Genomic DNA, 13,651 nt, shown 5'->3' on the forward strand with positions numbered 1-13,651 from the left:
AATCATTTCGAACCGTAACAATAATCACTATTACCTAAATTAGCTTTCAAGTCCTACTTGATATAAACCGTCAGATCTTCGGCAACACCGCCTTTCCAATAACCAAGACCGATTTTCAGTTTCATTTCTTTTGGTGTTTTGACACTTCCAAGGGTTTGGTAGGGATCGCATATTTTGATGCTCCTCCAGCAAACCGGTCCAACATCCACTTGGCATCCTGTAGCGGATAGACCATCCGATGCTATGAAATCATTCAATCAAAGCTCGATTCTTGCCCAATTGTCGTGCGATGTTTAAGCCACAATTAGCTTTCCAATACTTGTCGGTCTTCTATCAGGCGCTTGCGTAAATCGGCGTAATCGACATCCTGAACCGATGTGCCGTGCCAGATGGCTAGCGCCGCTGCGGTTGCAGCCGATTGTCCCAAGCTCATGAACACCGGCTCCATCCGGATTGAGCCGTACGCGATATGGGAGGAGGAGAGGCAGACGGGCACCAGAAGATTGAGACACTCTTCACCCTTGGGAATGATGGATTGGTACGAAATTGGGTAGGGACCGCTAGGCGGAACCTCAACGTTACCTTCATTGACGCAACGGCCATCAATGACGATGCGCCGGCTGTTGTGAGAGTCCATCCGATAAGCGGCAAGCCCTACGGGATCAGACACTTTGCGGTAGCCACGGCAGTGGTCTTCTGTCATCACCAGGTCCGAAATCATTCTCCGCGCTTCGCGGATGTAAAGCTGTGGAGACCAGCCTCCGAAATCCATATATTCGTCAGCCGGCAACCCCCATTGCAGTGTCTCTTCGCGAACGGCCTCGGGCACGCGCTTGTCGTTGCAAAGGAAATACAGCAAACCCAGATTATAAGTCAAGTGGTTTTGGAAAATTTGCTCGCGTTTTGAGTAGCTGCCTTCAGCCCATTCATAGTTCATTCCTATATAATCGGTTGACACCCCGCCGAAATTGTTCAGATCTGTCTTGCTCTTCGGCATCGATGAGTGAAGCCGGAGGGAGTCCCATACCCCTGCTTCGATATAGCGAGCCAGCAGGGTAAACATCTCGGGATTGTAGTTCGGAGGTTCCGGAAACGGCAGGCGGTTGCCAGGATCATTCGTCAGACAGATACGGAAGTTGTAGGCTTGAACACAGTGATCCCCTTGGCCCTGATAGCCCGGAGCCGCGTCGGATACGCCATGCAGCAAGCCGCTGTCCGGCTTGCCCGGAATAACAAACGGATCGACCCATGCTTTAAAATTATGATGCGGATCGCCGAAATGAACGCCGTTCAACGTTTCCTTGTATACCGAATTCGCTTCACGGCCTACATGATACGAGACTCCGGCTGCAGCCAACAAGTCCCCCTCGTAAGTGGCGTCGATAAACATGTCCGCTTCAATCTGAACGCCGCTCTCCATCACGATGCTCTTGATCTTGCGTTGCGACTTATGAACGGTCGACAAGCGTTGACCATACAGCACCGTGATCCCATCTTGCTCGACCCACCCCTGGAAAATACGATCCGCTACGTGAGGCTCGAAGGTCCATTGCGTGCCGTGACCTTCGGTACATCCGTAGTGGCGCCCCACTGCTTGGTAAAATTCACGTGAGATACCTCCGATCGCAGCTTTGTTGCCGATATCAGTCTGACCAAGTCCGCCGGAGGACAAGCCTCCAAGCTTGTGGCCGAATTCTGTGAGCACGACTGTTAACCCCATGCGTCTTGCTTGTACAGCTGCCGCTACTCCGGCTGAGCTACCGCCGTAGATACATAGATCGGTCTTGTAGGCCTCATTGGACGATGGCGCCGAGGGCTCGTAGTACTTGATTTTGCTGAAATCCAACATATCGAATCACCTCTCTGTAGTTGTGGAATTGCCTTAGTGCGCGAAAGAACTCGGGCGCACTCACCGTGTTTGCTTTTCAGCCCCATGTTCCGATGGATAATAACAGGGCAGAACGATTGCTCCGCCTCGTCGCGCTGGGACGTAAAAACTATTACGGTTGCCACGCCCAGTGGAGCGGAGAATTCACTGCCGTTTGTCTCACTATCATGCAAACTGCGGCCCTGCATAGCTTGAACATCGAGGCGTATATGCGGTATATTCTGGATGAGCTTGCTCTGCATCCGGGCGAGCATCCGGACATCGATTCGCTTCTACGAGTGCACTCTACTTTTCTCGGGCCAACCGGAAATAATAGTACCGCGATAATCGCGATAACCACCCAGTAACGGAGCACGCGAATCAAATTCATCTCTCCTCTAGCCCTGACATTTCGAAGGAGCTTCACAGCATATTGCCCAACTGATGTCGCCCAGCCATGATTAGCGTTGTTTGCTTCTTGATCTCACCCTATCGCTGATCTCTTGCATGTTACTTATTTTTCTTTGTTGCAGCGTACCAATCGTTGACTTCCTTGTAGCTCGCGTCCCCGCCAGCAGCTTTATATTTTGTAAGGAAAGCATCCAAGTTCGAGATCGGCTCTGCGCCTGCGATGTATTTGACCGTCTGATCGTTCAGCATCGCATTCAGCGAGTCATTATTTTTAGCATATTCCTCCAAATAGGGACTGCGGCCAATCGTATCCGGGATCCGTGTTTGGGCAGGCTCTTTGATATTCAAGAAGGCGTAAGCGTCGAACAAACGGGCATCCTTGCGTACGCGGGCCTGCCAGTAGATCGGATAGTTTTTTTCATCCGAGCCGGTCAGGTAAAGGTGCGCACTATTGCGCTCATCGTTAAAAATCGGCAATATCGGGGTATAGGCTCCGTCCTTGTAAGTATAGTGCTTGTTTTCTTCGCCGATGGCCGTTAGCCGGAATGTATCCTTGTCCAGTTTGGCGTTGATCCACTTAATGGCCTCCTCCGGATGCTTCGACGCTTTTGGGATATAGGTAAGTCGATCGAATCCTGCAGGCTCCTGCAAGCCAAACTTGCCTTGCGGTCCTTTAAGGGCCGGCATATAGACCATCTTGGCGTCCGGCTTATTTTTCACCAGCGCATCCGCGAATGCGGGCACGCTGGACCAATTGACCGCTATGACACCAACCTTGCCGCTTGTGAACTTCTCATTCACGTTCGCCCCTTTGTTCACTGCGAATTCTTTGTCTAGCAAGCCTTGCTTGAACAGCTCGTTCATGAAGACGAGATATTCCTTGTAGCCTGGATCATAGGCAATAGGCACTAGCTTGCCGTTCACTTCGTTCCATGTGTTGGACAGTCCGAAAGCTCCTGCCAGGTTGAGCTCAATGGACCCGCTCCCCGAAATCGAGAACGGGATGTTCTGATTTCCATTGCCTCCAGGATCCTTCTCCTTGAATGCTTTCAATACGGTTACCAGTTCATCTGTGGTTGCAGGCATCTTGAGTCCCAGCTTGTCGAGCCAGTCTTGCCTAATCATAAGGGAGCCCGCTACATTGTTTAACGTTTTGACCGGAATGGCATAGATCTTGCCGTCGATCTTGGCGGCATCGAATGATTCCTGCGAGATCGCCGCCTTTATATTAGGTCCGTATTTGTCGATGAGGGGGCCCAAGTCGACCAAAGCCCCTCGCTTGGCATAGTCGGAATACAAAGCCCTGTAGGCGCTCACGCCGGGAGTCGTGATCGTATCGTACGGCTCGGAGGAAGCGATCAGCAGGTTCAGCTTCTCCTGCACGTTTTCCTGAGGAAGCATATCATATTGCACCTTATAGCCGGTTCGCTCCTCTAGCATCTTGCCTACCGGATACGTGTTGTAATCGTCCTTCATCCAAGCTTGCAATGTACGCAATTCAGGCTTGGGCTTCGTGCTTGGGCTGCTCGAATTCGATTGGGCATCCGAGCCTCCGCAAGCTGCCAAGGAGACGGCCATCGCTCCTACAACAGGAAGTATTAGTGCTTGCTTGAAAATCTTTTTCAAAAGCGAACCCTCCTCAAAATAGTTGGAATTTCTACCTATCTATTTCATTAATCTCCGCAGGCGTCCCCGCAAGAGAAGTTAATGCGCCGCTGGGCTAGCTCGGATCCTATCCTTTCACGGACCCGAGTAGAACGCCTTTGATAAAATATTTCTGCAAAAACGGGTATACAAGCAAAATCGGAATAGTGGAGGCGATGACCGTCGCCGATCGGACATTGTCCGGTGAAAGATTCATCAATTCGTCCGAGGAACGCTCGATTCCCACAGTGACAGAACTGGCATTCAAGACAATATCGCGCAGATAAAGCTGCAGCGGTCTGAGCGATGAGCTGTTGATGTAGATCATGGCACTAAAGAAATCGTTCCAGTAAGAGACGGCATAGAATAAAGCGATCGTAGCCATCACCGGCCCGCATAATGGCAGCAGGATGCGGAACAAAATCGTTATTGTACGAGCTCCGTCAATCCGTGCGGACTCCTCCAGACTCTCCGGGAGCCCTTCGAAATAGCTCTTGATGACAAGCAAATTAAACACGCTGAGGAGAGACGGCAGGATGAGCGCCCACAGACTATTCATGAGTCCGAGACCGCGGATCAGCATATAATTCGGGATAATGCCCCCGCTGAACAACATAGTGAATACGAACAAGAGCATGATGAAGCTAATGCCAGGCAGATGCCGTTTGGAAAGCGGATATGCCGTAACTGCCGTGATGAGTAGGGAGAGAAAAGTCCCCACGATGGTAATAGAAATAGAAACCAAAAAGGAACGAAGGAACTGGTTGGATGTGATGACGAATTTCATAGTCTCCAACTGAAATCCGACAGGGAATATCCCGACCTTGCCCGAGACAACCGCCCACTCCTCGCTCACCGACTTGGACAATACATTGACAAAGGGGAGCAGCGTCGCGATTGCCAATAGAAGCAGCGTGCCGTAGACAACAGCATCCAGGGTGAGATCACTTATGGTACGTTTCTTCATGAGGTCGCCTCCTACCAAATACTACGTTTCACAAACTTTCTGCTAAGGAAATTGCCGGACATAACCAGGATGAAGGCGATTATGGAGTTGAATAAACCTACGGCCGTAGAGAAGCTGTAATCCATTTTGCCTAAACCGACCCGATACACATAAGTTCCGATGACATCGCCCGTCTCATAGACGACCGGATTGTACATAGTTAGGATTTGTTCAGTCCCGGCATCCAGCAAATGCCCGATGCGCAGGATAAGCATAAGTACGATCGTGGGGGCAATCCCCGGCAAAGTGATATAGATCATTTTCTGAATCCGGCTGGCTCCATCGATCGATGACGCTTCATATTGGTCCTGGTCGATGCCGGCGATCGCGGCGATGAAAATGATGGCGTTCCAGCCGACTTCCTTCCACCCCGCTGTGAATACGATCGTCCCGCGAAAAAAATCGTTGTCAATCAGGAAGGAGATCGGTTGACCGCCGAACCATTGAATCACCACATTCACGATCCCGCTCGACGGAGACAGGATGTTGATGAACAAGCCGGAGATAATGACCCATGACAGGAAATGCGGCAAGTACACGAGCGTCTGTACCGTTCGCTTGAACCACATTTTTGTTACTTCATTTAGAAACAACGCTAGGATAATCGGGATCGGGAACAGCAATACGATCTTGTAGAAGCTGATGATCAAAGTATTTTGAAAGACTTGCATAAACTCGTCCGAATGCATCAGCTTGCGAAAATGCTCTAGCCCCACCCACTCGCTTCCGGCAATGCCATCAAAAATATTAAAATCTTGAAACGCAATGATCACTCCGTACATCGGGGTATATCGGAATATCAGTAAAAACGCGAGTCCTGGAAGAAGCAAAGCATAGGTATCCAAATTGTTGCGGAACAACTTCCATCTGTATTTTCTAACTTTGTTGCTTCGAACTGACGAGTGTGTCTCGTTCAGCTCAGGGGTAATACTGCTCATCGATTGACCTCCATCTCCATGTTCGGAACCTGCTCATGCATGTACTCCCAGTATAAGTGGCAGGAGGCGATCGATTGTAGGAGGCAAAACTTCAATCTCTGGTCGAATCCTATAGACCTTGGAGGAACCCGTTGCGATAAAAAAAAAAGAGAACCTCTGGTTCCCTCCATACCTATCATTTGTACCCGATCAAGCCTATTGCTTATATGGCTCGAGCCTGATCCGTACGGATACAGAAGTGCCTGCACCCAATCGGGAAGAAATACTGAGACCCGAAGTATCACCTGCAAACAGCTTGATCCGTTCATTCACATTATACAGCCCATAGGAGCTGCCTGAGCCATCTGGCCGGGTCTGAAGCTGCGGTTCGACAAGAAGCCGCTGCGCGCGTTCCTCCTCCATTCCAATTCCGTTGTCTGACACTATAAGGATCAACTCGTTCTCCTCGCGATAGGCTCTAATCAGGATGGTTCCGAATTGAGTTTTCATTTTACGGATTCCGTGCAAAAGCGCGTTCTCTACAATGGGCTGGAGCGTAAGCTTGGGCACGATATAGTCGAGCACGTCTGGATCCGGCTCGATCCGATACTCGAACGAATTCAAAAACCGGCTCTTCTGAATATCCAAATACACTTGGGCCAAGTTCAGCTCGTCTGCCACACTCATCACATCCTTCCCCTTGTTCAAGCTCAGCCGGAAATACTTGGCCAAGGAATCGATCATCTTGCTAATATCGTGATTGCCATGTCCAATGGCAATCCAGTTGATCGTATCGAGCGTATTGTACAGGAAGTGAGGATTGATCTGCGCTTGAAGCGCTCGCAGCTGAGCCTCCCTCTCGAGAACTTGCGCCTTGTAGGTTTGCTCCATTAAAGACCGCACTCGATGAATCAATACATCGACGCTATGTTCCAGCATCACGAAATTCCCGTCCGGCATCGGATGCGGCACGTCGAGCCTCTCGATCCCTTCCTCGCGAATCACGCCAATGACCTGCTGCAGGCGGCGATTCATGCTTCGAATAATCAAAGCAAGCAGCGCAAAAACCAGTAATAGGAACATCGCGAAAATACCAGCAAGCGTAGCTATGCCGGCCGACTTCTTCAGCTTGACCTTTTCGGAAATGTTGGAAGCGGATACTTGCAACACCACCTTCCAGCCGGTAGGCTGGATCGTCGAAAACATGCCGTATTCGTTCTTGTTGTGCAGCTGGAATTTGACTTTTCCTTCCGTGCCTTGTCGAATAACCGACTGAACCTCCCCTTCCAAGGATGTACCGATTCGCGATTTATCGGCATGCGCCAAAATAACCCCGGATTGATCGACAAGAAAGACGTTGTTCGGCTTCGCCTGATCGAGATCGGCCAAGATCTCCATGACCAGCTTCTCCGAAACGTCTATGAGCAAAATGGCGGACACTTGGCCAAACTGTTTGGAATCATGTAGCAACCTCGCACTCGACATGATATACACATCGCCGGTGTCAATGAAATATTGCTTGTAGATGTCGCTCCATACGATCGCACCGTTAGCATCCAGTACCTTGTTGTAAAAGGGCCAACTCTTCAAACTGTCCAACGAAAAAAAGTTAAACCGTTCTTCCGCGAGCATGGTTGTATTTTTTACGAATAAGCGCATTCTGAATACATCTGTATTCGTCTGAACGGTCTCTACCAAATACCTTAGATCCTTCAAAACTTCCAACTGCCGCCCTATGCTCGGAACGTCGTCATCTTGCAAAAATTGATTGAGCTTCTGATTCATCGACGCTGCATTGCTAATGTCCCGGATGTGCCCTAACCGGTAAGACAAATTATTGCCCGCCTGCTTCACTGTCTGCAGCATCGAACTGGTAACCTCCTCCTCCAAGATCGAGGCTGTACGCTCATTATAGACATACACCAGTGCAATTGCAGGCAGGAAGACTAAGGTGATAAAAGTAAGCAACCATCTCCGGGGCATGCTTAGCCGGCGAACAACTTCTCTAACCGAGCCTGCCGTATTGCGGACGAATTCAACCAAACGGATCATCGCCTCTTTCAGGAATGCCTGGTTTCTCGATATGCGCTTGGCGTGAACCCAGTTACCTTTTTGAATAGCTTACTGAAATAACTCGGATCGGCATAGCCGACGGCATAGCAAATAGCATAAGTCTTGTAGGTGGGGTCCAACAGCATTTTTTTCGCTTGCTCGATTCGATACAACGTCAAATATTCATTAACCGTCTTCCCTGTCTCCTGCTTGAATAGCAAGCTTACATAGGTATCGGTCAAAAACACTTCTTTCCCGATTTCCGATACGGTAAGATCATTTTCGGTGTAGCGCCTCTCAATGATCGCCTTTACTCTTTCTACTAGATTGTTCGCTCTACCGTTGCGCCGTTCTCGGATTCTGACGCACACCTCCAGCAGGTACATCTCCAGCAGTTGGCGCAGCTCGGTAATCGTCTCTTGCTTGAATAGCTCTTCCCACAGTTTGGCTTCCCTTTTTTCAAGTTCCTTGTCTTGCAGGCTCAGCTCCAGCATCAGCTGTCCAGCCAGGAGGACGATCTGCAATATTACATTGCGACTATATTTGGGCCCGCCTTTACGATGCCGCGCCAATCCATCGAATAGCTCGTCGAGTGCCAAGCCAAGTTGAACGGGATCGGCTCCCTTAAGGATCGACACCAACTTGCCGATTTTGGCCGGATCAAACGAATACGAACCTTCTTCATTCGGCTCCAGCTTAGTTACATTCAAACTATCCATCGTTAGAATCTGGTTTTGTCCCAGATACCATTTGCCGTCCGCCGCTTCCCTTGCCTGCTCGTAAGAGCCAGTTAGCCCATCCAACTGGGGCACACGGTCGCCTATCCCAATCGTGACGCTGATTCGGAGCCATCGCTGTAGACTTACGCGCAGTTGAGCAGCCAGTTCAAACAATTGCTCCTCTGGGTCTTCCGCTTCATTCATTCGCTTGATCTCTGCAGGATCGGTCGAAGTCAGCCCCTCTCGCTTCTGCTCTGCGTACACGATCCCGACGAACTCACCCCTTCGATGCTCGAACACGAATCCGTTTAGATATTCATTTATTACTTCCTGGCACACATTTTGAACGGCATAGGAGAGAATCTGGAGATCCCGCTCCGAATACATGTCCAAGATATCGGTGAAACGGTCGATCGATACTACAATGACCCAAAAGGCAGCTGTGTAAGGCATGCTCAAGCCGAGGAATTCCATCCGTTCCCGAACCCGGTCTGGCTGGGCAGCTCGTTCGCGAATCAGCGACATTAGAAATTTCTCCCTGAGGAGGGGCATGCTCTCTTTTAATTTGATCTGCATCTCCTGAATCACATTCCGCTCCGAGTGCTCCGCATCCAGCTCGGCGACGACCCGTTTGATGACCGTCTTCAGCTCTGTCAGATTAACCGGCTTGAATATATAATCAACCGCACTCACCTGCATCGCGGACTTCAAGTAGTCCGAGTCGTCATGTCCACTCACGAATACGATTTTGATATGGGGAAAACGCCTCCGAATTTCATTCGAAAGCGTAATCCCATCCATATTGGGCATTCGCACATCGGTCAATACGATGTCCGGCATGTGCTGTTCGACCGCTTCCAGCGCCGTATCTCCGTCATCCGCCTCACCGGCGAACTCGATATTGTACTGCTCCCAACTCATATAACTGCGCAAACCGAACCGAACCGTCGGTTCATCGTCCACGACCAGAAGCTTGTACATCGTGCTGCGCCTCCTTCCGTTCCCTTCAGTATAAGTGCTGAGGGAAACGATCTGGTACAGGGTAAAACCAGAATATCTGGTGTTTCTCTATACGGTTTATCGGTCTATAGGCCTGATGTCACGCGACTCCCAAGAGATCGCTGTGTCCACATACGGCTCTTCCCCATTCACGACGGCAATATCTTTACATCCGTCTCCGTTCAAGTCGGTTACGATCAGCTTTCCGTTCATTGGCCCCCATGGCCCCATCTGGGACAAATACTCGAACTTGTTCGTGGCGGTCTGCAAGTAAACCGTGAACGATTGCTGCGCCCGATTCCAGAACAGCACGTCCTGCATCCCGTCGCCGTTGTAGTCGGCTACTCTCACTTGTCCGTCGACTCCAGACGGTAGCTCCAAGGTAGGCGCGTTCTTCTCCCACTTGCCAGTAGTTAAGTTCGGCGACAGCTGCAGCCAGCGTGAAGATCGAGTAAACGGGACCACCAGCTCTTCCCTGCCGTCCCCGTCCAAGTCGCCCGTCACGAGCTGCGCCAGCTTCCGCTCGAGCGGAAGCGGTGCGAGCGGACGGTAAGAATCGCCCTGCAGAGCGATCGCCTCCAGGTGCGTCCGATCAGCCGTCCGTCCGGCCAACACCCAGCCCGCTTCCCCCTCATTCAGGGCATACAGCTCCGACCATCCAGTCGTACTCACCTTCCAAGTCCGGGTCAATGTGAAAGTCCCGTCCCCTGCCCGATAGGCGTTCAGCGTCCCGTCGAGCCGCATGACCCACAGATCGCTTCTGCCGTCCCCATTGTCGTCGAGCATCGTCCATACTTCGCCCGACTTCAGCGGAATCCGTGCCCATACCGCCGCTTCGCCGATCGGCTCGTTCCGGAATCCGGTGAAGCGGCCGCGCTGAACGCGGAGCTCCCCCTTCTCCCCGTCCCATTGCACGACGTCCGGCTGCCCGCCACCCGTCACATCGGCCAGCTGTACGCTGGATTCAGAGGCCACCTGCAGCCGCACACTCTTCGCCGGTACGAAGGGCACGAAGTCCGTTAGCGAGATGAATTGATAGGATCGCTGCTCCAGCTGCAGCAGCAGTCGCTGCATGATGCTTTTCCCCTTGCCTGCATACTGATATTGGGGCAGCCCGTCTACGATGATGGGATCGCCCAGGCTATTCAGCACCGGAGTCAAGTGCTTGAACTCGAGGAACGTAGGATGAAGCTATCGGTATAATCCGCTCTAATCGTTCGATTTGTGTACATTATATGCTAAAGCGTTTTCAAAGTCATCCATAAAAAAAACTCCAATTCGGAGTGCCGCAGCTAGCAGCAAATCGACTTGGAGAGGTCGTTCTGTAGGTACTTCGTCAAGCGGCAGAAGCTGAGGATCGCGTGCTGCGATCAGCGGCCAGGAAGCCGAACAACAGGGTGAGCGCGGCCAGGCAGAGCACGCCTCCGATCAAGAAAGGCAAGCCGATGTTCAAGTGGAACGCTCCCATCCCCATCAGCGGTCCCGCGATTGGCCCAGGCTGTCCATCGAAGAGCTGAGTCCCGACGCCACGCCTTGGCCCACCTTTGTCTTCTAAGTAATCAGCGAGGTTACGCATGGGCGGATGAGCGCATTCCCTACCGCGATTTTCTTGTGAAGTTTTATGCAACGCTACTGTTCATTAATAATTAAATATTGACAGGCTATTTGCTGGTATAGGTTAGCCAAATGCCGTTTTTATTATCGAGTATCCCCCCCCCACAAAAGGCTGAAAAATCTGCGGAAAGGGTACCATTACAGATACATAATAGCATTAGTAAATCGTTTTCAAAGCAAACTTAAGCAAAAACAAGAACAGGGAGGCTAGCCCCCCTGTTTCTGTACAACTTTAGCTGCGTGCTTCTCAACAATCCTCTTTATTTTAGTCCAATCCTCTAACTCCTTCTGGAACATCAAGATCCTGTATTGCCGATCACACTCATTCATATAAGGATAATCATGGAATTTAATGTTTCGTTCAAGTGCTTTCTTTAGTATTTGAATGTTTTGGTCTATTTCATCAATCAGCTCTTTCAAAATACTCTATCCTTTTGAAATTATTTTTTCACCTTATAAAACTCATGATACAGCTTCATGAGTGCCCGCTTCTCAATTCGCGATACGTACGAGCGGCTGATGCCGAGCTCCTTGGCGATTTCCCGCTGGGTGCGTTCTTCTCCCCCGTGATCCAGTCCGAACCGTCCCCGTATGACCTCCTGCTCCCGGTCGTCCAAAATGTCCAGATGCGCGTAAATTTTGCTTTTCTCGATCTTCAGCTGCACCTTTTCCGCCACGTCGTCCGCTTCCGTGCCTAGAATATCGATAAGGGTGATTTCGTTCCCTTCCTTGTCGGTTCCGATCGGATCGTGCAGCGACACGTCTTTACGCGATTTTTTGAGCGACCGAAGATGCATAAGTATTTCGTTTTCTATACAGCGAGCCGCGAATGTAGCCAATTTCGTCCCTTTGTCCGGAGAAAACGATTCGATCGCTTTAATCAGCCCGATCGTGCCGATCGAGATCAAATCCTCCAGGTCCTCCCCGGTATTGTCGAATTTCTTGACGATGTGGGCAACCAGCCGCAAATTATGTTCAATCAGCAGGTTACGTGAAATTTGATCGCCTTCGGCCATCCGTTTCAAGTGCTTCATTTCTTCCTCTTCCGCAAGCGGCTGCGGGAAAGCGTTATTCTTGACATAAGAAACGAGCAATGAAATCTGTTTGATAAACAATGCGACCGCAGCAAAAAATCCAGGCATCGCGATAGCCACCTCCAGACGTTCTAATCCCGCCAGTAACAAGAAACAAGTCTGTTACATTGTATGTGGGCAGCGGCCTATCCGTGCCTGTACGGGGGAAATAAGCGGGGGAGGCATGTTAGCATAAGGAAAGACCGCTTCTCGTATGGAGAGGCGGTCTTTTCGTGTAGCTTGATTATTAGTTGGAGGAAGTTCTTCAAACTAGACTAAGAAGTGTCGTGTTTTTTTATTTTTCATAATACAAATGCTCTGGTTTTACATCTAAATCACGATTTGCTAAATCGAGTGCAACTGCTAATATAATTTGTGACATTTTGCGAAGCCCTTTTTTATAGTGCTTATCAAGAGGCTCACTTTCAATTATTGGAGCAGTATTGAGATCATTGCGATCTAATTCCACTCTAGCAATAACGTTGTTATTAATAAGAATCGTAAAAATATCTTCTCCCTGCTCTGGAAGCCATTTAATGATATATGCGGTTTTCATATTTGGAAAGCAGGTTCTTAGTACAGCTAAAAGCCTCATTTTATCTTTGTCAATAAATAATGATTTATGCGCTTTAATTAATTGTTCTCTGCAATCCTTTTCCGTCTTGCTTCCAATCAGTTTCAATTCACGGAACTCCTCGTGGTTAGCACTCATTCACTTATTTTGGCAAACTTAAGCGACTCCGACACATTACGTAACCGGTATCCATATGTTTGTTAATTTATTTAAAGATTTCCATCGTTCTTTGTTGTAAGCTCCGACTAGCATCCCTTGGCCAAGATCGAAATAATAAAATCTCCGTTTGCTGCCATGTTTCTCAAGGAGTTCCGAGAATAGCTTGAAAATACTGATATCCAACCAGTCGTCATCTGCTAATAATTCGTATTTGTATGTATTCCCGTTAATCTTAAAGGAAACCCAAATCTCATTGTTTTCTATGTCCACATAATCAGATATTTCATTGACAATAAATTCATCCTTCAATATTTCAGCTATTCTCTTGATTATCGGAATGTAATCACCGTGATCTTCAATACATTCTCTATCAAAATGCCAGAAATCGTCACTAGCATACAAAAAAGAATTACCATTTGAAGCTAACTCTGAGCCCATGGCAATAAAGAGAAGGTAATATGGCTTTTCTTCATACTCCTCTCTTCTAAAATCAGAAATGACTTGATCAAGGCTTATCCCTGGATTCAGTACAATTCCGATATTTTTGACTTTGTGGTATTGTTCTTCAACTGTGAGTGTCTTTCTGAACCACCTAAACAATCGAATTTCTCCTTAA

At 49.3% G+C, this 13,651-nt stretch carries 12 protein-coding genes and 1 pseudogene; 1 reads left to right on the plus strand and 12 read right to left on the minus strand.

Annotation, left to right across the window (positions count from 1 at the left end; translation table 11 throughout):
* Positions 1-304 precede the first annotated feature (304 nt).
* A complete protein-coding gene (locus ACKGJP_RS25065; RefSeq protein WP_409341510.1) occupies positions 305-1,849 on the minus strand; it encodes an FAD-dependent oxidoreductase in 1,545 nt (514 codons plus the stop codon).
* A 20-nt stretch (positions 1,850-1,869) separates the two neighbouring features.
* Here ACKGJP_RS25065 and ACKGJP_RS25070 point away from each other — a divergent pair, with 20 nt between their 5' ends.
* Positions 1,870-2,235, plus strand: a complete 366-nt coding sequence (locus ACKGJP_RS25070; protein ID WP_409341511.1) for a transposase — start codon at positions 1,870-1,872, stop codon at positions 2,233-2,235.
* 142 nt (positions 2,236-2,377) lie between these two features.
* Here the strand turns inward: ACKGJP_RS25070 and ACKGJP_RS25075 are convergent, their stop codons facing one another.
* The 11 genes and pseudogenes from ACKGJP_RS25075 to ACKGJP_RS25125 all read right to left on the minus strand — a co-directional run bounded on the left by ACKGJP_RS25075 (position 2,378) and on the right by ACKGJP_RS25125 (position 13,635).
* A complete protein-coding gene (locus ACKGJP_RS25075) occupies positions 2,378-3,904 on the minus strand; it encodes an extracellular solute-binding protein (protein WP_409341512.1) in 1,527 nt (508 codons plus the stop codon).
* Positions 3,905-4,010: 106 nt separating this feature from the next.
* Positions 4,011-4,889 (minus strand): carbohydrate ABC transporter permease, encoded by an 879-nt coding sequence (locus ACKGJP_RS25080; RefSeq protein ID WP_409341513.1) that lies wholly within the window; start codon positions 4,887-4,889, stop codon positions 4,011-4,013.
* Between the two features lie 11 nt (positions 4,890-4,900).
* On the minus strand, positions 4,901-5,866 hold the full coding sequence (locus tag ACKGJP_RS25085) for an ABC transporter permease (RefSeq protein ID WP_409341514.1): 966 nt from the start codon (positions 5,864-5,866) through the stop codon (positions 4,901-4,903).
* A gap of 195 nt (positions 5,867-6,061) precedes the next feature.
* Positions 6,062-7,897, minus strand: a complete 1,836-nt coding sequence (locus ACKGJP_RS25090; protein WP_409341515.1) for a sensor histidine kinase — start codon at positions 7,895-7,897, stop codon at positions 6,062-6,064.
* 8 nt (positions 7,898-7,905) lie between these two features.
* Entirely contained in the window at positions 7,906-9,597 is a 1,692-nt protein-coding gene (locus ACKGJP_RS25095; protein ID WP_409341516.1) for a response regulator, read from the minus strand.
* A gap of 96 nt (positions 9,598-9,693) precedes the next feature.
* On the minus strand, positions 9,694-10,689 hold the full coding sequence (locus ACKGJP_RS25100) for an FG-GAP repeat domain-containing protein (protein WP_409341517.1): 996 nt from the start codon (positions 10,687-10,689) through the stop codon (positions 9,694-9,696).
* 262 nt (positions 10,690-10,951) lie between these two features.
* A pseudogene (locus ACKGJP_RS25105) lies at positions 10,952-11,214 on the minus strand (MFS transporter); the annotation flags it as partial.
* A gap of 222 nt (positions 11,215-11,436) precedes the next feature.
* Positions 11,437-11,649 (minus strand): hypothetical protein, encoded by a 213-nt coding sequence (locus ACKGJP_RS25110; protein ID WP_409341518.1) that lies wholly within the window; start codon positions 11,647-11,649, stop codon positions 11,437-11,439.
* A 20-nt stretch (positions 11,650-11,669) separates the two neighbouring features.
* Positions 11,670-12,371, minus strand: a complete 702-nt coding sequence (sigK, locus tag ACKGJP_RS25115; protein ID WP_409341519.1) for an RNA polymerase sporulation sigma factor SigK — start codon at positions 12,369-12,371, stop codon at positions 11,670-11,672.
* Between the two features lie 226 nt (positions 12,372-12,597).
* Positions 12,598-12,984 (minus strand): hypothetical protein, encoded by a 387-nt coding sequence (locus ACKGJP_RS25120; protein ID WP_409341520.1) that lies wholly within the window; start codon positions 12,982-12,984, stop codon positions 12,598-12,600.
* 66 nt (positions 12,985-13,050) lie between these two features.
* The gene (locus ACKGJP_RS25125) at positions 13,051-13,635 is read right to left on the minus strand and encodes a hypothetical protein (RefSeq protein ID WP_409341521.1); all 585 of its coding nucleotides are present in this window, start codon (positions 13,633-13,635) and stop codon (positions 13,051-13,053) included.
* Positions 13,636-13,651: the final 16 nt, after the last annotated feature.

The sequence above is a fragment of the Paenibacillus litoralis genome, from assembly GCF_046244365.1.
GTDB lineage: Bacteria > Bacillota > Bacilli > Paenibacillales > NBRC-103111 > Paenibacillus_V.

Coding starts and splice junctions, on each gene's coding strand:
- ACKGJP_RS25065 (WP_409341510.1), bottom strand. CDS start 1,849: ATGTTGGATTTCAGCAAAATCAAGTACTACGAGCCCTCGGCGCCATCG.
- ACKGJP_RS25080 (WP_409341513.1), bottom strand. CDS start 4,889: ATGAAGAAACGTACCATAAGTGATCTCACCCTGGATGCTGTTGTCTAC.
- ACKGJP_RS25085 (WP_409341514.1), bottom strand. CDS start 5,866: ATGAGCAGTATTACCCCTGAGCTGAACGAGACACACTCGTCAGTTCGA.
- ACKGJP_RS25090 (WP_409341515.1), bottom strand. CDS start 7,897: ATGATCCGTTTGGTTGAATTCGTCCGCAATACGGCAGGCTCGGTTAGA.
- ACKGJP_RS25095 (WP_409341516.1), bottom strand. CDS start 9,597: ATGTACAAGCTTCTGGTCGTGGACGATGAACCGACGGTTCGGTTCGGT.
- ACKGJP_RS25100 (WP_409341517.1), bottom strand. CDS start 10,689: ATGCAGCGACTGCTGCTGCAGCTGGAGCAGCGATCCTATCAATTCATC.
- sigK (WP_409341519.1), bottom strand. CDS start 12,371: ATGCCTGGATTTTTTGCTGCGGTCGCATTGTTTATCAAACAGATTTCA.